This window comes from Hymenobacter duratus (assembly GCF_014698995.1).
Lineage (GTDB): Bacteria > Bacteroidota > Bacteroidia > Cytophagales > Hymenobacteraceae > Hymenobacter > Hymenobacter duratus.
This window is the reverse complement of the sequence record NZ_JACWZZ010000001.1, coordinates 1,664,636-1,688,587: the sequence shown is the minus strand read 5'-3', so window position 1 is coordinate 1,688,587 and position 23,952 is coordinate 1,664,636. Positions and strand designations below refer to the sequence as shown.

The window sequence follows — 23,952 nt, the reverse complement described above, 5'->3', positions numbered from 1 at the left end:
GCCAACTGCCTGATTCCGCCGACCAATCTACCCCCTGGCCCGATGGATGCCCAACCCGTCGCGGCCTTATCTTTACTTTTGACCGTCCGCACTTCTTTCATTCCGCATGCGCTACCCCGACGATTCGCTCGACGAAACCCACAACCCCTGGCAGGTGCTTAGCACCGAAGTCAAATACCACAACCCCTGGATCAGCGTCCGTGAGGACCAGGTGCTCAACCCCAGCGGCGGGCGGGGCATCTACGGCGTCGTGACGATGAAAAACAAGGCCCTGGGCATTGTGCCGGTGGATGCGGACGGCAATACGTGGCTGGTGGGCCAGTACCGCTACCCGCTCAGCGAGTACAGCTGGGAAATTCCGATGGGCGGCGGCCCGGTAGAGTTGGACACGCTGGAATCGGCGCAGCGCGAATTGCGCGAGGAAACCGGCCTGCTGGCCCGCCGCTGGACCAACATTGCGCGCCTGCACACCTCCAACTCCGTGACCGATGAGGAGGGATTCGTGTTTCTGGCCGAGGACCTGGAGCACGGCGAGGTAGAACCCGAGGAAACCGAGGACCTGCGCCTCTGGAAGCTGCCGCTGGCCGAGGCCGTACAGATGGTGATGGACAATCGCATTACGGATGCCGTGAGCGTGGCGGGGTTGCTGAAAGCGGAAAAAGTGCTGGCCAGCCGCGAACAGTAAGCGAGCAGAAAACAGTCTTTCCCTTGTAAACTTTACACTAGGCTATTCTGGTTTGCACGCCCCTGAAACCAGCCTTGTTCTGGCGCGCGGCCTTACAAGCCCGGCACTTCAGCATTTGAATTTTACCTTTGTACCCATGCGGTACCTTCTGCGCTACATCGGTCATCGGCTTTACACCACGTGGGCTACGTTCTGGTTCGTTATGCCCTTCGTGGTGACGTATCCGCTGCAGCTGGCTCTGAGCAGGAAGCCGCAGTGGCACCGACACCTGCACACCCTGAACCGCTACTGGAGCAAGCTGTTCATTTTTATGTGGGGCATGCCGGTAGAAACGGTCAGGAAAAGCCCGCTGCCCGCTGGCCAGCCCTGTCTGTATGTTGCCAACCACAGCTCTTACATCGATATCCCGCTGCTGTTCCGCACGATTCCTGGCTGGCTCAACATTATGGGCAAACTCTCACTGGCCCGGGTGCCGGTCTGGGGCCCTATTTTCGGGCGGGCCTATATTACTGTCGACCGGGACAACGCCATCAGCCGGGGCCGGGCCATGGTGCAGGCGCGCCGCACCCTGGAAGCCGGCCGCTCGGTGATTATTTTTCCGGAAGGCTCGATTTCCAAGAAGCCCGGTGAGGAAATGGGCGAGTTCAAGGACGGCGCCTTCCAGCTGGCCATTGCTGCCGGCGTCCCCATCGTGCCCATTACGATGCCACTGAACCACCGGTTTATGCCCGATGTTGACGGCCTGCGCGTGCGCTACTCGCCGCTGGCCATCACGCTGCACGAGCCGATTCCAACCACTGGCCTCACGGCCGCCGACGCGCCCGCGCTGCGCCAGCGCGTCTATGACATTATTACCAGCGGTTTCCGCCCCGAAGCCCAAGGCATTCCGGAGCCCAGCCACTGGCGTCCATCATCGGCTCCGGCGGCGCCAGGCACCACGCCAACGCCGCAAGCGCCTCAAAAGCAGGAATTGGCCTCTACCAATTCTTAATTCTTCATTTCTAATTCCTAATTCCTCCGTGAGCACCGACATAGCCACCCTGCGCCAACTGGCCCATCTTTCCCGCCTCGAACTCGACGAATCCAAAGAGCAGCAGATGCTGGGCGAGCTGAACAAGATTCTGGATTGGGTAGACCACCTGCGCCAGCTCGACACGACGGACGTGGAACCGCTGGTCCATCTGTCGCACGAAATCAACGTGCTGCGCCCCGATGAGCCCCAGAACACGGTGAGCCACCAGGAAGGCCTGCGCAACGCACCGCGCAAGGATTCCGATTATTTCCGCGTACCAAAAGTGCTGGAATAGCGTCAAGTGCCGGTTTCTCTTCCTGCTCCTCGCACCACCCTGTGGCGCAGTCCGTTGTGGCTGGGCCTTTTTCTGCTGACGGCGCTGGCCGCGCTGCTGGTCATCTATCACTACTTCACCGGCGACGACGCGGCCCTGCCCGTAGAGACGGTAGCCCAACTCAAGCCCGTGCCTACTGTGCTGTCGCACGTACGGGTAGGCTTGGCGGCGCTGCCGGTACGCGTGAATGGCTACCTGCTCACTCAAACGCACGACTTGGTGGGGCCTTACGTGCGGCCGGAGGCGGCTTACGCCCTGCTGCTGCTGCTGGCTGGGGCGTTGGTCTACTTCCTGACTGTCGTCAGCACGCTGCCGCGCATGGCGTTTGTGGCCGGCATGGCGGGGCTGATTTTCCTGCTCATGTCGCTGAATGCTGACCTACTGGGGATTTTCAACTCGCAGCAGCAGTACTTCCTGATCCTGACGCTTGTGGTGCTGGGGCTGCCGGCCTACGCTTTCCATGCTTTCTGGGAAAATGTGCCGATGGGCCGCCGGCTGCTGGTATTCCTGGTGCTGGTTGCCGGGCTGGCGGCGCTGCTGCTCTACCGCTCCGAACTGCCGCCGGAAGCTACAGCGCTGCATCTGGCCAGCTTCACCACGAATGGCGGGGCCATTATCACGGCCCTGCTGGTGCTGTGGGTAGCCATAGAGAATATCAACGGGCTGCTGTGGTTCAATACCCAAGCCGAAAACCCGGGCAGCCGCTTCGGGCTGCTGCCGTTTGTGCTGGCGAGCCTGCTGTATCTGGGCACGTTGGGCCTGTATCTGTGGAACGGCGGCGACCTGCTGTTACTACCGGGCGTGCATCTCGACCCGCTGGTTCTGCTGCTGCCGGCCGTGGCTATCGGGTGGCTGGGCCTGCAGCGGCGCGAGGCGTCTTACGGCGGCTGGCTGCCTTACAAGCCAGGCGCGGCATATCTGTATCTGGTGTTGGTGCTGCTGGCAGCGGCCTTCGTCGGCTATGCCTTCGCCACCGCCAACGACCCGCTGCTGCTGGCCGCTCGCCACTTCACGGCCTTGGCGCTCTTCACCTGCGGGCTGGCGTATCTGGTGTACATCCTGCTCAATTACGCGCCACTCATCCGGCAGCGGCTACGGGTGTACCGCGTGGTATACGCCCCGCGCCGCCTGCCCTTTTTCATCGTGTATGTAATCGGAATCGGGGCGGTAATAGCGGTGGACCTGCGCAACAACACCGAGACGCTGTATCAGGTGCAGGCCGGCTACTACAACAACCTCGGCGACCTGACCCGCCTGCAGAGTGAGCTGGAACCAGGCCGGGAAGGCCTGGCCCTGCTGGCCGAGCGCTATTATGCCGAAAGCGATATTCTCGATGAGCACAACCACAAGGCCAGTCTGGGCCGGGCCGCGCTGTATCGGTTCCGGCTGCAGCGCCAGAACGAAATCAATATTCTACGCCGGGCCCTAAGCAGGCGACCATCCGAAAAGATTTCCCTGCGCCTGGCCTCGCTTTACAATGAGCCGACCGACTTTTTTGACCGGCTGGCGGCTCTACGGGAAGGCCTGAAAAGTACGCCGACCAGCGCACGGCTCAACAACGACCTTGCGCACCTCTATTCGCGCTCCACACTGTCTGATTCGGTGAACTGGTACCTCAACCGTGCCGAAGCTGCTGACCCCGGTAGCACGGTTGTGCGAACCAATCGGCTGGCATTCCTGCTCCAGAACCAGCAGTTTACTGATGCGTGGCGCGTGGTAAAGACGAAAGGTGCTGATGAAGACGCGGCCTGGCAAAGCAATGTGCTGCTTCTGCAAAAGCTGAACCGGGACAGCTCGGAGCCGGAGCCACTGGTAGCGCCTGACCCCACTGCCAACCTGACCGTGCCGGAGTTTGCCCGCCTCTATCATAGTGCGCTTCGGCAGGCTACCGCCCACGACACAACTTATCTGGCGGCCCTCACGCAGCTTACGCAGCGCCCCAGCAACGAGGCGTACTTCGAGCAACTCACCTTTCTGCGGGCTCTTACGCAGTACTACAGCGGCCAGCCAATGCCCGCGCGCACTTCGCTGGCGCCGCTGATGGCCGGCAATACTTCCAGCGCAGCCTACTACCAGAACGTGGCGGCGTTGTGGCTGCTGGAAATGCGTGCTCCAGGTGCGGCTGCTACTGCTTTTGGGGCTGCCGCGCGCACGGGCGCAGGCTACCCCGAAGCCCGCCTGAACCGCGCCTACGCGCTGGCCCTGAACCAGCAGCCGGATTCCGCTCTAGCGGCAGTGGCGCCTCTGCTGCAGGGCCCCGATACGACACTGCAACGTCCGGCCCAGCAGCTACAGCAGGTACTGGCCCTGCAATACCCCCAACAGTACGTGGCCGCTTCTGATGCTGTAAAAGCGCAGTTTTTGGTGTTGCGTGGCTATTCTTTGCCCGTGTCTGAACTGGCCAAAGCGGCAGAATCGGTTCAGAACCCAACAGCGCGCGAAACGGCACTGCTGGCTCTGGCAGCATGGGCGCTGCCGGCCGGCGACTTGACAACTACGCAGCGAATAGTTGCCCAATCTGGCCCTGGCCCGCAACAGCAGGAAGCCAGTGTGTCTAACTGGAACGTGGTGCGGGGCGAGCTGCTGCTACAGCAGAAGAATACGGCTGCGCTTCAGCAGCTCACGGAAAGCGGCTATTTCGCGCCGGCCGACCAGCCCTACCGCCTCTACCTGCGGGCCGTGCTGGCCGACAACCTTCGGCAGCCCAAACAGGCAGCCGTACTCTACCGCCGCCTATCCAGGCAAGCGCCGTTTCTGGAAAAAGGTATGTTGGCCGCCGCCGACTTCTACACGCGGCAGCAAGACTATCTGGGAGCGTATGGCGCTTTGCAAGCAGCCCTGGAAGCCAGTCCGGAGTCTGTAGCATTATTGAAGGCGTATGCGCTGGCTGCCATACCGGCCGGGCTGAGCGAATATGCAACGGCGTCGCTGGGCAAATTGCGGGCATTGCTTTCCCCGGCCGAATACGCTACCTTTCGTACACTGTATGACGCCCGTCGTGCCGCTCAGGCTGCGGCGGCCGCCCCCTGGAACTAACCCGGCCCGGCTATGCTGAACCCCGTTATCGACACCCACGACATCTCGAAGATGTACCGCATGGGCACCGAGGAAATCCATGCTCTGCGCTCGGTTACCATTACCATTCAGCGCGGCGAGTATGTGGCTTTCATGGGGCCTTCCGGCTCCGGCAAGTCTACGCTCATGAACATCGTCGGCTGCCTCGACACGCCTACCGGCGGACGCTACATTCTGAATGGCAAGGACGTAAGCCGCATGACCGACAACCAGCTGGCGGATGTGCGCAACAAGGAAATCGGCTTCGTTTTCCAGACGTTCAATCTGCTGCCCCGCGCCACTTCCCTGGACAATGTGGCGTTGCCGCTCATTTATGCGGGCTACAGCAAGTCGGACCGTGAGGAAAAGGCCATGGCTGCACTGCGCAGTGTGGGCCTAGCCGAGCGCGCCAAGCACCGTCCCAACGAGCTTTCGGGCGGGCAGCGGCAGCGCGTGGCCATTGCCCGGGCCCTCGTCAACGACCCCAGCATTATTCTGGCCGACGAACCCACCGGCAACCTCGATACCAAGACCAGTCACGAAATCATGGACCTGTTCGAGGCTCTCTACGTGAAAGGCAACACCATCATCATGGTGACCCACGAAGAGGATATAGCTCGTTACGCCCACCGCATTGTGCGCCTTCGCGACGGACTGGTGGAATCCGACCAGGAAAACACCGATATAGCCACGCACCACGAGCAGCTAGCCAAGTAGTTTCGGCTGAGGCCTGTATTTTACGTCATCTGCGGCACTTGGCCGGGCGTCTCCCTTTTGCTTGATGTGGTAGCTTTGCCACGACAACAAAGCGGCTGACGCCCGTCCGGCGGCGCAGATGACGTTTTGTTTTCGGTCTGTTTCTTCCTGCCTGATCTGCTTTTCATGAAAATATATACCAAGACCGGCGACAAAGGACTCACGTCCCTCATCGGTGGCACGCGCGTTCCGAAGTCCAGCCTCCGCATCGACTGCTACGGAACCGTAGACGAGCTCAACTCCTACATCGGCCTGCTGCGCGACCAGGATGTGAATGCGCCGCGCCGCGACCTGCTCAAGGAAATTCAGGACCGGCTGTTCACGATTGGCGCCTCACTCGCTTCCGATCCGGAAAAATCAAAGATGAAGATTCCGGATTTGCATGAGGCCGACGTGACGCTCCTGGAAACCGAAATGGACCAAATGAACACGCATCTGCCTGAGCTGCGCGTGTTTATTCTGCCGGGCGGCCATCAGTCGGTATCGTTTGCGCATGTGGCCCGTTGCGTCTGCCGCCGCGCCGAACGGCTGGTAATTGAGCTGCGCGAAACCTCTTTTGTGGCCGACTTGGTGGTCATGTATCTGAACCGACTCTCCGATTATCTGTTTGTGCTCAGTCGGCAAATGGGCTACGACCTCGGCGCAGAAGAAGTGGCATGGCAGCCTCGCATGTAGTTTCCGGCCTGCTGTAGCTATTTCCCGCTATTCGATCTGCTGCATACTCCGGCACTCAACCGCCTTTTACCTGCTCCCGTTTCAGTACCACGCTCTGTCCTCTTTCCCCAAATTCCCCATCCTCCTTTTCTCCTTTCTATGCTCGACACCGTGACCATCCGGACCCAGCGTACTTCAGCTTCCCGTCTGCAACACCTAGACCCCGAACATATTGAGTTCGGCAAAATCTTCTCCGACCACATGTTTGTGGTCGATTACCGCGACGGGGAATGGCAGGATGCGCAGTTACTGCCCTACGGCGACATTTCCGTGAGCCCGGCCAATTCGGCGCTGCACTACGGGCAGGCCATTTTTGAAGGCATGAAAGCCTACAAAAACGCCGACGGCGACATCACGCTATTTCGTCCTCACGATAATCTGCACCGTCTCAATGCCTCGGCCGAGCGGATGTGCATGCCCCAGATTCCGGAGGAACTGTTCATGCAGGGCCTCACCCAGCTGATCCGTCTCGATGCCGAGTGGGTGCCCAACACCCAAGGCAGCGCCCTGTATATCCGGCCGCTGATGTTTGCCACGGATGGGTTCATTGGCGTGCGGCCTTCTGAAAACTACCGCCTGCTGATCTTCACTTGCCCAGTGGGCCTCTACTACAGCAAGCCGCTCCGGGTACGCTTCGAGGAGAAGTATGTACGGTCAGTGGAAGGTGGCGCTGGCTACGCCAAAAACGCCGGCAACTATGGCGCTGCCATGTATCCGACGAAACTGGCTCAGCTGGAAGGCTACAACCAGCTCATCTGGACCGATGCCTCCGAGCACCGTTATGTAGAAGAATCTGGCACCATGAATGCCCTCTTCATTCTGGATGGCAAGCTGGTAACGCCCGAGCTCAGCAGCTCCATTCTGGACGGAATCACGCGCCGCAGTGTGCTGCAGCTGGCCCGCGATTGGGGTATGCAGGTAGAAGAGCGGAAAGTATCGGCAGTAGAAGTAATGCAAGCCCTTGCCGAAGGCCGTCTGCAGGAAGCATTCGGGGTAGGCACAGCGGCCACCATTGCGCCTATTTCCGTTATCGGCTACCAGGGCCATGACCACGAGTTGCCTACGCCCGGCGAAGATGCCTTTTCACTGCGTGCCGGTGCCGCGCTGCACGCTATCCGTACCGGCCAGGCCCCTGATACACATGGCTGGATGGTGGCGGTTTAAGTGTCTTACCCACCATCTAAATGACAAGCAGCCGACTCCTGATGGGGCCGGCTGTTTTCTTTTCCCGACCTTTACATCTTCCATTTTTAACATTCACCCATTAACCTTTCCTAATGACCCACGACCAGGTGAAGGAATTGAAGGGCCGCGCAGAGGCCCTGAGGAGGTATCTTTGACTACGATAACCGCAAAGCCCAGGTAGTAGCCACCGAAGCACAAACTACTGCTCCCGACTTCTGGGATGACTCCAAGAAGGCTGAGACTGTACTCCGGGAAATCAAGACCGTGAAGGTCTGGACCGACGACTATGAGGCCGTTGAGCAAGCCGTCAGCAACGTCGAAGTGTTGTTCGATTTCTACCGCGAAGGGGAAGCCACTGAAGCCGAAATGGAGCAGGAGTTCAACACTGCGCAGCAGGCAGTCGAGCAGCTTGAGTTCAAGCGTATGCTTTCTGATGAGGAAGACCAGCTTTCCGCCATTGTCGAAATAAACCCCGGCGCTGGCGGCACCGAAAGCCAGGACTGGGCCGAAATGCTCATGCGCATGTACATCATGTGGGGTGAGAAGCATGGTTTCAGCGTCCGCCAAGTGAGCTACCAGCCCGGCGAAGGTGCTGGCATCAAGTCGGCTTCTCTGGAGATTGACGGCCAGTTCGCCTATGGCTACCTCAAAAGTGAAATCGGGGTGCACCGGCTTGTCCGCATGTCTCCTTTTGACAGCAGCGGCCGCCGCCACACTTCTTTCGCTTCCGTGTTTGCTTACCCAGTCATTGATGACACCATCAAAATCGAAATAAACCCAGCGGACATCAGTTGGGACACCTTTCGGGCTGGTGGAGCCGGTGGGCAGAACGTAAACAAGGTGGAAACGGCCGTTCGACTCACGCACGCCCCGTCCGGTATTGTCATTGCCGTGCAAATCGAGCGAAGCCAGCTCATGAACAAGGAGCACGCACTCCGGATGCTCAAGTCGCGCCTCTACCAAATTGAGATGGATAAGCGCAATGCTGCCCGCGACGTAGTGGAAGCCGGCAAAAAGCGCATCGACTTCGGCTCTCAGATACGCAACTACGTTCTTCACCCCTACAAGCTCATCAAAGACCTGCGGACCGGTATAGAGCGCACCGATGTGCAGAACGTACTGGACGGTGACCTGGACGAGTATATCAAGGGGTACCTGATGCAGAATTAGTGGCCTTCCGACGGGTTCGGGGTTAGGCAAATATCCTTAAAGCAAAAAGAGAGGCTGTCGATATCGACAGCCTCTCTTTTTGCTTACAGTACCGGGATACTAGAACTTGTCCCAGAACAGTTTCGTGCCTACAACGTCACCACCAATTGCGGCAGCCGCTTCGCTGTAGTTAGCACCGTTGATGTTTTGCTCAACAACGGGATACAGCAGGCGAACCGGGATAACCGAAATGGCATTAGCCGGAGCAGTCAGGGTCGGAGTGTCGAGTCTTCTCCACTCTTTCCAGGCTTCGGTAGGCTGGTTGTACAGCGCAATCCACTTCTGATAACCAATTTTCTGCTTGTAGTCGCCGGGAGCCGTAGCGTAGGCTACACCTGGCTGGGCCAGGTAAGCGGTAGCTTCAGCCGCCGTACCACCCCACTCCAGGATAGAAGCAGTTACTGCAGCATCGTAGTGCGAAGCAGCCGTGCCAGTGAAGCCACTGTAGCCACGAGCAATTGCTTCCGCAATCATGAACTCAACCTGAGCATACGACATCAGCACACCGGGCAGCGTCTGAACACGCAACTTATTTCCGGGGAGTGAGTTGGTGCTCTTGCTGTTGGTGGACCCGTAAGTGCCGCCAGCGAAGGTGTTAGGTGGTAAAGCAGTAGACGTAGCCGGGTTGAAATAGTCGTTCAGACGTGGGTCAACAACGCCACCCACTACCGGACCATCCGTGCCCTTCAGACGGTTGACAAAGAAGCTTGTGCCGGCAAAGTCCGTACGCTGGCTTCTAACCAAGTCTTCGTAAAGCGGGTTAGTGTTGGGGAAAGTACCGTTGAAGGTCAGGTCGATAACGTCGGCATTCGAAGCCAACACTTTACCAACCGTTGCCTCAGCCATTGTTTTGGCTTTAGCCGGGTCAACATCTGCCAGCGTCAGCGCCATGCGGAGCTTCATCGAGTTGGCAAACTTGATCCACGAAGCAGTGCTGCCACCGTTGATCAGGTCGTTTGCTCCCAAGCCAGTGGCTGAGGTACTTGCATCAAACTTATTGATAGCAGCATCCAGACGGGTAACCAGATCCGCGTAGATAGCGGCCTGATCGTCGTACTTAGGACGTGAGTTAGCGAAGTCAAGAGCCTGGCTGTAGGGAATGTTGCCGAACGTCTCTACCAGGACAGTCCAGGTATAGATTTCCAGTACTTCCGCAACAGCCGTTTGGTTGGCCTTGGCAGTCGCGCTCAGGTTGATGTCAGCAGCAATAGTGCTTTTGGCTTCGCGCAAATCACGGATGACGTCCCGGTACAAAGGGTTCCAGAAGTTAGCCGGAATGCTACGGGTATTGAGGTCGTACCGGCTTTCCGTAGGATAGTCGGTAGCAGCCCAATACTGCACGTAGAAGCGGAAGGGGTTAATGTTTACGTTCGTGCTGACGATCGTACGAACCAGGTTACGCTCGGCATTGGCGATAAAGCCGGAAGCAAGCGCAGTTCTGGGGCTTTTCGGATCGACGTTATAGTCGTCATCCAGCGAGCCCACGCAAGCGGTTGTCAGCATTAATGCGGACGCACCCGCAATAAGTAGATTTTTCATGATTGATTAGAAGCTGAAACGAAGATTGGCACCGAGGGTGCGAACAGCAGGGTAAGAACCCGTCGAATAGCCTTGGCCAAAGTTGCCCGAGCTAACAGCATCCTCTGGGTCAGCGTAGGGGAGGTTTTTGCTGATGATCCACAGGTTACGACCTACAATGGAGAAATCAACACCTTTCACACCACCTACTTTCGACACCAAAGATTTGGGGAACGAATAAGTCAGCGATACTTCACGCAGTTTCACGAAGCTGGCGTCGTATACGAAGGCAGCAGCGGGATTATGCACGAAACCATAAGCCGTCGAACCATCTTCCGTGCTGTTGTCAGCACGTACGGTGTTCACAGAGCCATCGGCCTGCACACCGGGGAAAATAACTCCACCACCATCATCGAGGCTGTTGCGGGAAGGATTGCCGAGGTCGTTGAGACCAGCGGTTTCCGGGCTCAGACCCGTATCCAAACCGTACGAACGGTCGAGCGAGAAGATCTGACCGCCGTTGCGGATATCAACCAAGAAGTACATCGACAAGCCTTTGTACGACACCGTGTTGGAGATACCAGCCGTCCAGTCTGGGTTAGGATTGGCAATTTCTTCGTTCGCAGTAGCGCTCTTCACGTAGTAGCCGTCTTCGCCTACTACCTTCTGGCCGTTGAGATACACGAAGTTAGTACCCCGAATGCTGCCGAAAGGTTTCCCAACCGTAGCATTGCTGCTCACGCCGCCCTGATAGTTAGCAATTACGATGTTGTCCGTGCCCTCATACAGGGACAGAACTTCGTTCTTGTTTTTCGTCCAGTTGGCGTTGATCGTCCAGGTTACGTTGTCGTTTCTAACGGGCGAAACGAAACCGGAAAGCTCAAGGCCGCGGTTGCGAACATCACCGGAGTTTACGTAGCGGAAGCTATAGCCGGAACCGGTGGAAACGTTAACCGGAATAATCTGGTTGATCGTGTTCGACTGGTAAACGGTTGCCTCGAAACCGAGACGCGTCTGCAGGAAAGCCATTTCCAGGCCGGCCTCTACGCTCTTCGTGCGCTCAGGCACCAGATCCGGGTTGTTTTTGGTGCTTGGAACGGAGAACAGAGCTACCGATCCGAAAGCCGTTGGCTTATCGTACGAGTCATTTACGCTGTACACGGGAGCATCAGCTCCAACTTCAGCGTAGTTACCCCGAACCTTACCATACGACAGCCAAGGCGCCGTTTCTTTCACCAGCTCTGAGAACACAAAGCCTACGGCCGCCGAAGGGTAGAAGAACGTATTGTTTGCCTCAGGCAGCGTGGAAGATTTGTCTCTTCTGGCAGTCAGGTCCAGGAATACCATGTCGCGGTAGCCGAACGTAGCACTGGCGAATACACCATCTACAGCACGGCGGATTTCCGTTTCGGTAGGCGGTGTCAGAGTCGATACGCTGTTCGACAGCGTGTACAGCTCCGGAATTACCAGACCACCGTTGGTCACTGCACGTACGGACGTGGAGTTCTCCCGGCGCATGTTGGCACCCAACAGACCTTTGAAGTTCAGGTCGCTGGTGATGTTGGCCGAGAAGTTACCAATGAGGTCAAAGTTGGCTTCACGACCGTTACGGTTGAAGCGGCCGTAGCTTGGCACACCAACCGAGCTGAATGCGTAGCGCTCCTCCTGCAGTTCATCGTAGGTATCGAGCGTCACCCGACCCAATACGTTGAACCAATCCGTGATTTTGTAGGTAGCGGCAACGTTACCGAATGTACGGTAGCGCGAGTCAGTTTCGAAGCTCTTCGCACGGGAGAAGTAAGGGTTGTTCCAGTACTCAGCGGCAAAGTTGGTAGGGCTCTTGATATTCCAGCTTGCGTTCTGATTCTGGAAGTTGTACGCCTGCTCTTGCTCCTTCAGGTCAACGTTCGTCTGCCACCACTGGCGGAAGTTCGTCATCAGGTTTTCGCTGGTAGCACCGCTGTAGCCGGTACCGTAGCGGCCTTTGCCCGATACCTGCGAGAAGTTAACTGCAGCGCTGGCCGTCAGGCGGGGTGTGAGGTTCAGCGAGCCGGCGAAGTTGACAATGTTCTTGTTTACCTGGCTGTTTTCCAGGACACCTTTGTCCCGAACACTGTTATAGCCCAGCTTGAAGTAGCCATTATCATTACCACCGTCCACGTTGATGCTGTTGTTCAGCGTAACAGCCGTTTTGAAGAAGGTAGAAGGGTCGTTTTCAGCTGCTACCCAAGGATTAGCTTTGCCGAAGCCGGCAGTGCCTGGAACAAATGAGTTCCATTGGTAAACCTGCAGGTTTGGATCAAAGCGCGGGCCGTTGGAAGCGTCAGCGCTAAGCTGCGCCACGTTGTCCAGAACACCATCGCCGTTGATATCTTCTTCCTCGAAGTAAGGGCCGTAGCCAGCGCCGTACTCCTTCTGATACTTGATGAAGGTGCTCTTGTCGATTTTGCCGCCGGTAACACCAGCATTGATCGTAACACCTAAGCCTTTGCGGCCCTTCTTGGTGGTGATAAGAATTACGCCGTTCGACGCACGCGCACCATAAAGTGCCGTTGCGGCAGCACCTTTCAGCACCGTCATCGACGCAATGTCATCGGGGTTAACGTCAGCAGCCGCGTTACCATAGTCATAGCCACCGCCGCCAGTCTGCTGGCCGGTGGTGTTGGTGTTGGCGTTGCTGATCGGCACACCATCCACAACGAACAGTGCCTGGTTGTTACCCGTGATAGACTTCGTGCCCCGGATAACCACGTTGCTCGAACCGCCCAGCGTATTGCTCTGGCGTACGTTCAAGCCGGCTACTTTACCCGACAGACCGTTGATGAAGTTAGGGTTACGTGCAACCGTAATCTGCTCTCCTTCCACCTGGGTGGCAGCGAAGGGCAGCGAGTTGCGAGTACGCTCCTGCCCCAGGGCAGTAACTACTACTTCGCTCAGTTGCTTGGAGTCAACGGCCAGGGCAACATTGATCGAGTTTGAGCTGCCGATGGGCTGCTCGGTAGTGCGGTAGCCAATGAAGCTGAATACCAGGGTCGAGGCCGAGGACGGCACGCTTAGGGAAAAAGATCCATCAGCGTTTGTGGATGCCCCTACGGACGTGCCTTTAACCAGCACGGTAACCCCAGGTAGTCCCTGACCATTGGACGAGTCGGTAACTCGTCCCGTAATCTCGCGGTTTTGCGCCGCCACCTGCTGCACCAGGATAGGCGAGGCCAAAAGCGCACTCAAGAGAATCTTTCTCATGTAGCTGTGTTTGGTGAGTGAAAATTGAGTGAACGGAAAACGTTAGTGCCAAACCTAGCGAAAAAACTCTTAAAAAGGGTCTTTCGCTACCAGATTTTCAATATCGAGCACCCTTAATATAATGAAAAAATATCTGGGATTATGCGTCTAACCTATCACGCCTTGCCCTTTGCTCTCTGATTTTCAGTTGTTTTTACCCTCACGGGCTCTATAATTGTCCTGCTTCACGCAATTTTCAGTATTTTCCGCCCGGTTTTTCTACTCACCTATTTTTTCACCACATGAATAAACTTTTACTGCTGGCCCCTCTGGCGCTTACGGCTGTAGTGCAGCAGGCAGTGGCACAGAACAGAACCATTTCCGGCAAAGTCACAGACCGGACAAATGGCCAGGGCCTGCCGGGCGTGACGGTACTCGCCAAGGGTACTACCATCGGCACTTCTACCAATGCTGATGGCGGCTACACGCTTGATGTACCAGCCTCTGTCAACACCCTATCTTTCAGCTTTGTAGGCTACACTACCGTTGAGAAAACCATCAATGGCACCGTCATCAATGCGGGGCTGGAAACCGATGCCAAGCAACTCAGCGAGGTAGTAGTTTCAGCGCTGGGCCTGAAAGAGAACAAAGACGAGCTGGGCACATCCACCTCCCGCGTGACGGGGGCGGCGGTAGCTCAGTCGGGAGAAACCAGCGTGATTACCGGCTTGTCGGGTAAGTCGTCGGGGGTATCCATCACGCGCTCCAACGGTGACCCCGGCGCAGGTGCCTACATTCAGATTCGTGGCCAGAACACCATTAATGGTGAAACGCAGCCTCTGATTGTAATTGATGGCGTTCCGATGTTCAACACTTCGTCGGGGGTGGGCTCACAGGGTACTACCACTGCCGGCGTAGCCCAGCAGTCCCGCCTGAATGATATCAACCCCAACGATATTGCTTCAGTACAAATTCTGAAGGGTGCTGCAGCGGCAGCGCTGTGGGGTTCGCGCGCTTCCAACGGGGTAATGGTTATTACTACCAAGCGAGGCAACACGGATGCTGGCAAGCTTAGCGTAACCTATGGTGTTACGTACTCTATGGACCGGATTTCCTACAAGCACGACTTGCAGGAGAAGTACGGCCAGGGCAACAACGGCGTAGCCACTACAACCAACGTAGGCTCCGTTGATCCGGGCTATACCTGGGGCGATATCATTGCCAACCGTAGCGGTGCTGCTGATGGCGTGAACATGAACGGGGGATATTTCGTGGCCAACAACGGCAAGACCTATTACCCTATCACCCAGAAGAACAGCCGGGAAACCTTCCTGCAGCAGAACTTCGACCAGGTTTTCAATACGGGTAGCTTCCTGGAAAACAACTTGAGCCTGAGCGCCGGCAACCGGGAAAGCAACATTTTTGTGAGCCTCTCCGACCTCAATCAGAAAGGTATCATTCGCTACAACTCCGACTACCGCCGCTCTACCGCCCGCATCAACGCGGAGAAGCGCTTCAACAAAATCGTGCGTCTGGCTGGTACGTCTACATACAGCCGCGTGTCGTCCAACCGGATTCAGCAGGGCTCGAATACTTCGGGTCTATATCTGGGTCTGCTCCGCACCTCGCCCGACTTCGACCAGACGGACTACATCGGCACCTATTTCGGCGCGAATGGCGACGTCGGAATCAACCGTCAGCGTGCATACCGCAACCAAATCGGCCAGCTGCCAAACCCAGGCTACAACAATGCCCTGTGGACGATTCAGCAGCAGAAAAACCCGAACGTGGTAGACCGCTTTATCGGTTCAACGGAAATTGGCCTTGATCCTTTGCCCTGGCTGAGCTTCACGGCACGTTTCGGCGCCGACTTCTATTCGGAAATCCGTCGCGACCTGTACCCCATCAACTCGGCTGAAAACGATGGCCTGGGTTCCGCTTCGGAAGAAAACTACACCGAAACGCAGCTCAACACCGACGTTTTTGCCCGTGCTACCCACTCATTCAGCGAAAAGCTGAGCGGTACGCTGCTGGTTGGCACCAACTTCAACCAGCGCACAGAATACAACTACGGCGCTACCTATGGCCGTTTCATTCTGGACGTACGCGACCTGAGCTTCTTTGGCAACGCGTCCTTCGAGAACACGCAGGCTTTCGACTATGAGTCGAAGCGCCGCAACTCGGCGGCGTACGGCACCATGAACCTGGTGTATAACGAGCAGTTGTTCCTGAACGCCAGCGGCCGTCTGGAAAACTCTTCCACTTTCGGTCCTGACACGCGCAGCCTGTTCTTCTACCCTTCCGTCGATCTGGCGTGGCAGTTCTCCAAGCTGCCAATACTGAACGAAAACCGCATTCTGAGCTTTGGTAAGCTGCGCGCGGCCTACGGCCGGGTGGGTCTGGAGCCGCCTATTTATGTGGTACGTGACATTTACGGTTCTGCATCCAGCGGCGACAGCTACGGTGTAATTGCTAATCCGGCCTCTTATAATGGCTCGTTTGGCCGTAGCTCTGTACGCGGCAACTCGCAGCTGAAGCCTGAGCGCAAAGACGAAGTGGAAGGTGGCATCGACCTGCGTTTTCTGCAGGACCGCATTACGCTGGGAGCTACCTACTATTACAACGTCAATTCTGACCTTATCGTAACGCGTCCTACGCCTGCCTCAACGGGCTACACCAACGAATGGGCTAATGCGGCCAAGATTGAGAACAAAGGCGTAGAAGTGGATCTGAGCGCCGACGTTCTGAAACTGGGTGACTTCACCTGGAACGTAGGTGGCAACTGGACCCGCAACCGCAACAAGGTGCTGGATGTGGCCGGGGCAGAGTCCATCTTCCTGGCTGGTTTTGTTGGCACTTCGGCTCGCGTGGTAAAAGACTACCCATTCAGTGCCCTGTGGGGTGGCAAGTTTGACCGCGATGATTCTGGCAACCTGCGCCTCGGGGCCAATGGCTTCCCGCAGGCTGCTGCCACGGAAGGTGTTATCGGTGACCCAAACCCAGACTGGCGTTCAGGCATCAACACAACGCTTAGCTACAAAGGCCTGCGCTTGTACGCGCTGGTAGAGCGTCAGCAAGGCGGCGACATCTGGGCTGGTACCGAAGCCATCCTGCGCAACTTCGGCGTATCGAAGTTCACGGATGTAGAAACTACTCTTTCGGCTGAAGAAGCCCGCAACACCCGCGTGTACCCAAGCGGCAACACCGCCGCTTCGTTCTATGCTAACTCCGCCAGCACCAACCCAGATGGCTCGGTTACTTTCCGTGGTACGGTAGGCAACTTCGGTGCTGGTCCGGTTGCCCTGAACGAGGCCTGGTACCGGGGTATTGGTGGTGGCTTCGGCAACGCATCCGATCAGTTCATTCAGGATGCTACCTGGATGCGTCTGCGCGAGCTGACGCTGGGCTACAACCTGAACTCGGAAGGCTTCCGCAATCTGACCAAGCTCAGCAACCTGGAGGTTACTCTCACCGGTCGTAACCTGGTTCTGTGGACGAAAGAGTTTAAAGGTGTGGACCCCGAAACCAACCTGACGGGCCAGAGCGCCGGGCGTGGCTTGGAGTATTTCAACAACCCCGGCACGCGCTCCTTCCTCGTCAGCCTGCGTCTCACTTATTAATCATTGCTAGTTTCGAGCACTCTGCTTTATGAAAAAGCCTTTTAAATATACTTCCCTCCTCTTGCTGGGCCTGGGCCTGTCGTTAGGCTCCTGCCAGGATTTCGTGGACGGACTGGATGTCAACCCCAACGCTCCGGCTTCGGCTGATGCTCAGAATATGCTCCAGGGCGTAGAGCTGGCCGATGGCTTGATTCATGAGGGCGAAGCAGCCCGTATCTCCGGCATGTGGACTGCTCAGTTCACGGGCTCCAACCAGCAATACATCAGCATCAACCGTTACGAGGTAACGGCTGGTAACTTCGACAACGTTTGGTCGACGATATACATTGACGTGGCAACGCAAAGCCGCATTGCGGCCGCCCGTGCGCTGGAAGAAAAGAACCAGCGTCTGGCCGGTATCTTCCAGATTCTGGAGGCGCACACGATGGGCACCGCAACCAGCCTGTTTGGCGACATTCCTTTCCGCCAGGTAGGCGACCGGCTGAACTTCCCCAACCCCGCGTACGATCCACAGTCTCAGATCTACAGCGACCTGCAACAGCAGCTTGACGCGGGCATAGCCAACGTAAACGGCTCCGGTGGCGCTCCGCGCGACCTGTACTACCAAGGCAACCCCACGAAATGGGTGGAAGCAGCCAACACGCTGAAGGCCCGCTACTACCTGCATACCAAACAGTACGATCTGGCTCGCCAGGCAGCCCTGTTGGGCATCAGTTCCACATCGAACGACATGCTCGTTCCACATAAGGAATCTGATGGAGCAGAGAACTTCTATTACCAGTTCAATTCCGAACGGGTGAGTTACCTGACCGGCTACGGCTCGTATGCCGCGCGGCTGCTGGATCCGGCGCGTTCCGCTCAGGCCAACAACCGTAACAATGCCAAGACGGATGAGTCAGGCCGCTTCGGCTACTTCTTCACGCCGTCGTTTTCATCCACTCAGCCTGATAACTATGAGTTGCTGCCCAACTCCGGTTTTTCAGACCCATCAGAAGACTTTCCGCTCATTACCTATTCGGAAACGCAGCTGATTCTGGCCGAAACGTACGCCCGTGCCGGCGACCTGAACAATGCGCTGACCGCGCTGAACAACCACCGTGCTGCTCTGGCAGTTAAGTATTCCGGTTTTGGTGGCCGCTACGACGACTACACGCTGGCGGATATACCAGGTGGCGGAACTCAGGCCAATATGATACGGGAGATTCTGACGGAGCGCTACGTAACGTTCATCGGGCAAGTAGAGCCCTACAATGACGCGCGTCGCACGAATAACCTTATTGGGCTTCCTAATAAAGGTACTGGCAGCACGCTCCCCCAGCGTTTCCTGTATTCGCAGTCGGAGGTGAACACGAATACCAGTATTCCACGCCCGATTCCTGAATTGTTCGCGAAAACGGAAGTTAACCAGCTATAGTCCCACTATACTGGCTTCAGAAAAAGCTCTGGCTGAGACAGCCAGAGCTTTTTTTAGCCATTGCCATTAAAGCAATATTAAAAAATGGCTAGTTTTAATAGTACGGAATACGCATCAATTTGCATTCCAAAAAGCCGATATGACAAATTGATCAGAAAACTGCGATAGTATTAAATTTCCATTAAAGACTTTAACCGTTTACTGAAAAAAACGCATAAAATATTCCTTTCAAATAGTATTCTATTTTTTACGATAATTGCTGTTGCTGTTGTAAATTCGGCTTTTAGATACCCTCTTACTGATGACTGTTGCATTAGTTGGGCGTCTGAGATGCAGCTCTTTCGTCTCTTTTCATTTTTTTCACTCACCTACATGCAAAAAACAATACTCTTGGGCTCTTTGCTCATGGCTTCCGCTCTGCAGGAGGTATCAGCCCAAACCCGGACTATCTCCGGCCGGATAACAGACCGTCAGACTGGCGAAGGTTTGCCGGGCGTTACGGTACTGGTGAAAGGCACTACGAATGGTATTTCCACTAATTCGGACGGCACTTACACACTCAGCAATGCGCCGGCAACCGGCGGCACGCTGGTATTCAGTTCCGTTGGCTATATCAGCCTGGAGCGTCCTATCGGTACTGAAAATGAGCTGAGCATTGCGCTTGCTCCCGACACCAAGCAGCTGAGTGAAGTAGTAGTGACTGGCTACGGCACGCAGGAGCGCCGCGACCTGACGGGCGCTATTACAACCGTTAAGGGTGAGGCTATTGCCAACCTGGCTACTCCCAGCTTCGCCCAACAGTTGGCTGGCCGCTCGGCTGGTGTAAACGTACAGACGCCTTCCGCTTTGCTGGGCCAGCAGCCCCGCATTCAGATTCGTGGTACGAACTCGATTTCCTCGGGCTCTTACCCACTGATTGTAATTGATGGTCAGCCGGTTTTCACTGGCAATACCAGCGCTTTTGCAAACGGCTCGAACCCCTTGGCTGACGTCAACCCAGCTGATATCGAGTCGTACGAAGTGCTGAAAGACGGTTCGGCAACGGCTATTTACGGTTCGCGCGCAGCCAACGGCGTAATCCTCATCACTACCAAGCGTGGTCGTGAGGGCAAAGCCAATGTCACGTACGATACGTACGTAGGTGTTGCTCAGACGCTGAAGCGTTACGACGTACTTGGCGCAGATGATTTTATTACGATCAGCAACGAGAAAGACCGTAATGCTGGTGGTACCGGCACGCTGGCGGCTCCGTTTACGGACGCCAGTGGCAATCGGGTGAGCACTGATTGGCAGGACGAAATTTTCCGGACCGGCTTCCAGCAAAACCACATTGCGTCGGTTTCGGGCGCTACCGGCAAAACCAACTACTACTTCTCGGGCGGCTACACCGACCAGACGGGTGCTATCAGAAGCAACTCGCTTCAGCGCTTCAGCTTCCGCTCGAACATCGACACCGAAGTAAAGAAATGGCTGCGAGTGGGTATGACCATGGGTCTGACCCGCACCCGTACGTTTGGCCTGAACACCAGCACCAATGGTCTGTCGAGCAACATCGCCGGTGCTCTGGCGCTGTTCCCGAACGTGCCAGCGCGTAACGCTGATGGCTCTCCGTATGTGAATGCTGCCGGTATCATCGGCCAGGGCAACAACACGGCGGGTATTGCCTTCAACTACCCGAACATTATTTTCCCGCTGGAGAATAACATTTACCGCTCCATCAGCTACCGCGTCTTGGGCAGTGGTTATCTGGAGGTGGAGCCGGTGAAGAACCTGCGCCTGCGCACTACGCTCAGCACTGATACCCAGCTTCAGGACGACTTCCAGTTTCTGGATCCGCGCCAGGGTGACGGTCGTGGCGTTAACGGTTCGGTGTATCAGCTGTTCGGCCCCAGCATCCGCTGGAACTGGGTTAACACGGCTAACTATAGCAACGTAATCGGCACTGACCATAAAATAAACGCTGTAGTTGGTACGGAATACCAGAAAACTGCCTTTTCGTTCTACAACGCACAGGGCACGGGTATTTCCGACCTGACTCTCGGTCAGAACGGTATCATCACTTCTACGCTCGCTACGCCTACTATCGGTGGTGACTACGTGGAAAATGGCCTGCAGTCCTACTTCGGTCGTCTGAACTATTCGTTCAAAGACCGGTACCTGCTGAGTGCCACGCTGCGTTCGGATGCTCTGTCTTCTCTGCCAGAGGCGAACCGCCGCGGTACCTTCCCAGGTGGCTCGGTCGGCTGGCGTATCTCGGAGGAATCCTTCTTCAAAGGCCTAGGACTGGCTTCGACCTGGACGGATTTCAAAATCCGGGCTTCGTACGCGCGGGTAGGTAACGTGGATATCGGAAACTTCCCTTACGTTGGTGCCTACTCTCCTGCTCAGTACGCTTCGCAGGCTGGTATTGCCTACGGACGTTTCGGCAATGATCAGCTAAAGTGGGAAACTTCCAAGAAAACCGACTTTGGTGTTGACTTGGGCTTCTTCGGTGGTCGTATCAACCTGAATGCGGACTACTACCGCAACGACGTTGACGACCTGATTCTGGCCGTGCGTACGCCGTTGTCGCTGGGTGTGCCCAACAACAGCTACAACGCCAACATTGGCTCGCTGTACAACAAAGGTTTCGAGTTTACACTGACGACGGAGAACATCCGCAAGGAGAACTTCACCTGGTCGTCGAGCTTCAACCTTTCGACCAATAAAAACGAGATTACTGCCCTTAACAACAATGAGGACATTATCGATACGTACAACATCACCCGCGTAGGGGAGTCTATCGGCTCTATCTTTGGGTTTGACTTTGTAGGTGTTAACTCGGCAAACGGTAGCCCGATTTACACCAAAGCAGATGGCTCATTGGTTCAGGCCAGCACCAACTCATCCGGTGCCTTCGCTGGCCGCTACTACGCCTACGACCCAGCTAACCCAGGTGCCGCTTTTGCAGCAGCAAACGAAAGAACGCTGACCGTAGCCGATAAAAAGATTCTGGGCCAGACCAACCCGAAAGTATTCGGCGGTTTTGGTAACACGGTAACCTTCATGGGCTTCGACCTGGATGTGTTCCTGCGCTACAACTACGGCAACAAGATTATGAACGTGACGCGTCAGCAGCTGCTGCGCACGGACTTCCTGAACAACAGCACCGAAATTCTGAACCGCTGGCAGTCGCAGGAGAATCCAGGTGATGGTCAGACGCCACGCATTGCGTCCGGCACCAGTGCTTTCGTAAACCAGGATAACAACGCTTCTACCCGCTTTGTAGAAGACGGAGGCTTTATCCGTCTGCAGAACATTACGCTGGGCTACACCATCCCAACTCGCTTCGTAACGCCAATCAACCTGAGCCGGGTACGCATCTTCGTACAGGCCCAGAACATAGCTACCATCACGGATTACAAAGGAGTAGATCCTGAAGTGAATACCAACTTCACCAGCAACCGTCAAGCTGGCGTGGATTTCAACAGCAATCCACAGCAGCGGGTGTTCACGGGTGGTCTGAACGTTGCCTTCTAATCCTTTGTCTTTACTGCAACGATGAAAAATCTTTCGACAATTTTCACACATAGCCGCCGGAACGTACTGGCGTTGGCTTTCCTTTCAACCTTAGGGCTGGGCGCCTGCGAGGTTACCGACCTGCAACCGCAGAACCAGTTATCCGAAGCAGCCGTTTTCACTGATCCGGCCCGTATTGCGCTGGCTGTAGCCGGCGTATACGACGCTGCTCAGTCGGGCTTCTACGATCCACTGACGGGTGGTGCACTGGCCGTACGTGGCTATCCTTTCGGGGCTGCCGCCAATGCGCTTGATGATGCACGTGGTGAAGACGTATCGGACATGGCAGGCTTCTTCAGCCTTGTTTTTACCAACCAGATTACGCCTTCCAGCCCGAACCTCGTGAACATGTGGTCTACCTGCTATGCGGTAGTCAACAAGGCAAACGTGACGATTGATGGCGTACGCCAAGCGGCAGCAGCAGGTATCATCACGGCCGAAGTTGCTCAGGTGTATGAAGGCGAGTTGCGCTTCCTGCGGGCCTTGGCTCACCACGAACTGGTTATCCACTTCTCGCGTCCTTACACGGACGGCAATGGCTCAAAAGCCGGTGTTCCTTACCGCGACGTCCCAGCTAATACCATTGCTGGTGTTAATACGGGCCGTTCGCAGGACCGGGGCACAGTAGCCGATGACTACACGAAGATGCTGGCCGACCTGGACTTTGCTGAAAGCAACCTGCCTGCTACCCGCACAATCACGGGTGCAGCTGCCGCTTCTGCTACCCGGGCAACAAAAGGTGCCGCTATTGCGCTGAAGCAGCGCCTGCGTTTGCATCAGGCTAACTGGGCTGCTGCTGCTGCAGAAGGCACCAAGCTTATCTCCGGCACTTCTGCTCCTTTCACCAGCCCTATTGGAAGCTACGCACTGGCAGCAACCCAGCGGGCTGCTTTCCCAGGTGGTGCAGCCGCTACGGCTGAAACCGTATTCTCAGTTGAGAATCGCTCGGACGACAACGCCGGTGTAAACGGTGCCCTTGCCAACGTATATGGCTCTTCGGCCACCCCGGCAAACGGCGGTATCAACGGCCGTGCACTGCTGGCGGTGAGCCCGAACCTGTACAATGCACCGTTCTTCACGTGCGGCGACCTTCGCCGCACTGCTATGATGCAGCAGGATGGTGTTCGTCCGGCTTATGTACTGCGTAAGTATACTGACGCTACGACCAGCTCCGACTTTGCTCCCATCATTCGCTACGCTGAAGTGTTGCTGAACCAGGCTGAAGCTGTTGCTCGCGCCGGCAACGATGATGCCTTCGCTCTTCGGTTGCTTAATGCGGTGCGCAACCGTTCGGTGACCACTGCTGCTGACCAGTATGCGGCAGGTTCCTTGACCGGCCCCGCCCTGATTCGCGCTATTCTGAATGAGCGTCGGATTGAGTTTGTTGGGGAAGGCAAACGTTGGGGTGATATTTCACGCCTGTCGCCTGACGCAACGTTTGGCCCAGGTGGTATTCCTGCCAAGTTCAACGGCCAGGTTTCGGGTCAGGTAACGCTTGCTCGTTATGCCTGCAACAACGGTGCGACACTTGCTACACCTTCTGTTTCGGCAGTTCCTTATAACAGCACGTTCTTCCTGTGGCCTATTCCGGCCATCGAAATTGCGAACAACCCAACACTGGCAGCTCAGCAGAACCCTGGCTACTAGTCGTAGAGTACCATAAAAAAAGAA

General features: G+C 56.3%; 14 protein-coding genes. 12 read left to right on the top strand and 2 right to left on the bottom strand.

All coding sequences use genetic code 11. The annotated features are described in order from the left end of the window. The first annotated feature begins 106 nt into the window (after nt 1–106). From IC231_RS07010 to prfB, 8 genes are all read left to right on the top strand, one after another. Complete coding sequence (locus IC231_RS07010; protein WP_190783778.1) at nt 107–685, top strand: NUDIX domain-containing protein; 579 nt, start codon at nt 107–109, stop codon at nt 683–685. A 136-nt stretch (nt 686–821) separates the two neighbouring features. Then, nucleotides 822–1,676, top strand: a complete 855-nt coding sequence (locus IC231_RS07005; RefSeq protein WP_211538916.1) for a lysophospholipid acyltransferase family protein — start codon at nt 822–824, stop codon at nt 1,674–1,676. A gap of 28 nt (nt 1,677–1,704) precedes the next feature. Next, on the top strand, nt 1,705–1,992 hold the full coding sequence (gatC, locus tag IC231_RS07000; RefSeq protein ID WP_190783777.1) for an Asp-tRNA(Asn)/Glu-tRNA(Gln) amidotransferase subunit GatC: 288 nt from the start codon (nt 1,705–1,707) through the stop codon (nt 1,990–1,992). A gap of 6 nt (nt 1,993–1,998) precedes the next feature. Then, nucleotides 1,999–5,067: a tetratricopeptide repeat protein gene (locus IC231_RS06995; RefSeq protein WP_190783776.1), complete on the top strand. Its 3,069-nt coding sequence runs from the start codon at nt 1,999–2,001 to the stop codon at nt 5,065–5,067. Between the two features lie 12 nt (nt 5,068–5,079). Continuing rightward, nucleotides 5,080–5,802, top strand: a complete 723-nt coding sequence (locus IC231_RS06990) for an ABC transporter ATP-binding protein (protein ID WP_185889109.1) — start codon at nt 5,080–5,082, stop codon at nt 5,800–5,802. A 165-nt stretch (nt 5,803–5,967) separates the two neighbouring features. Continuing rightward, a complete protein-coding gene (locus IC231_RS06985; protein WP_190783775.1) occupies nt 5,968–6,516 on the top strand; it encodes a cob(I)yrinic acid a,c-diamide adenosyltransferase in 549 nt (182 codons plus the stop codon). A gap of 138 nt (nt 6,517–6,654) precedes the next feature. Beyond that, nucleotides 6,655–7,719, top strand: a complete 1,065-nt coding sequence (locus IC231_RS06980) for a branched-chain amino acid aminotransferase (protein ID WP_190783774.1) — start codon at nt 6,655–6,657, stop codon at nt 7,717–7,719. A gap of 113 nt (nt 7,720–7,832) precedes the next feature. Further along, a protein-coding gene (gene prfB / locus IC231_RS06975) for a peptide chain release factor 2 (RefSeq protein ID WP_190783773.1) occupies nt 7,833–8,910 on the top strand; the annotation gives its coding sequence in 2 pieces (ribosomal slippage) (nt 7,833–7,892 and nt 7,894–8,910; 1,077 coding nt in all). 99 nt (nt 8,911–9,009) lie between these two features. Here the strand turns inward: prfB and IC231_RS06970 are convergent. Together IC231_RS06970 and IC231_RS06965 are read right to left on the bottom strand one after the other, a co-directional pair. Then, entirely contained in the window at nt 9,010–10,488 is a 1,479-nt protein-coding gene (locus tag IC231_RS06970; RefSeq protein WP_190783772.1) for a SusD/RagB family nutrient-binding outer membrane lipoprotein, read from the bottom strand. A gap of 6 nt (nt 10,489–10,494) precedes the next feature. Further along, complete coding sequence (locus IC231_RS06965) at nt 10,495–13,710, bottom strand: SusC/RagA family TonB-linked outer membrane protein (protein WP_190783771.1); 3,216 nt, start codon at nt 13,708–13,710, stop codon at nt 10,495–10,497. A gap of 281 nt (nt 13,711–13,991) precedes the next feature. On the opposite strand from IC231_RS06965, the gene IC231_RS06960 reads away from it, so the two are divergent. The 4 genes from IC231_RS06960 to IC231_RS06945 all read left to right on the top strand — a co-directional run bounded on the left by IC231_RS06960 (nt 13,992) and on the right by IC231_RS06945 (nt 23,928). Beyond that, on the top strand, nt 13,992–17,309 hold the full coding sequence (locus tag IC231_RS06960; RefSeq protein WP_190783770.1) for a SusC/RagA family TonB-linked outer membrane protein: 3,318 nt from the start codon (nt 13,992–13,994) through the stop codon (nt 17,307–17,309). Nucleotides 17,310–17,337: 28 nt separating this feature from the next. Further along, on the top strand, nt 17,338–18,723 hold the full coding sequence (locus tag IC231_RS06955; protein WP_190783769.1) for a SusD/RagB family nutrient-binding outer membrane lipoprotein: 1,386 nt from the start codon (nt 17,338–17,340) through the stop codon (nt 18,721–18,723). A 405-nt stretch (nt 18,724–19,128) separates the two neighbouring features. Further along, nucleotides 19,129–22,242, top strand: coding sequence for a SusC/RagA family TonB-linked outer membrane protein (locus IC231_RS06950; RefSeq protein WP_190783768.1), 3,114 nt, complete (start codon nt 19,129–19,131; stop codon nt 22,240–22,242). 21 nt (nt 22,243–22,263) lie between these two features. Further along, nucleotides 22,264–23,928 (top strand): RagB/SusD family nutrient uptake outer membrane protein, encoded by a 1,665-nt coding sequence (locus IC231_RS06945; RefSeq protein WP_190783767.1) that lies wholly within the window; start codon nt 22,264–22,266, stop codon nt 23,926–23,928. The last annotated feature ends 24 nt before the right edge of the window (nt 23,929–23,952 follow it).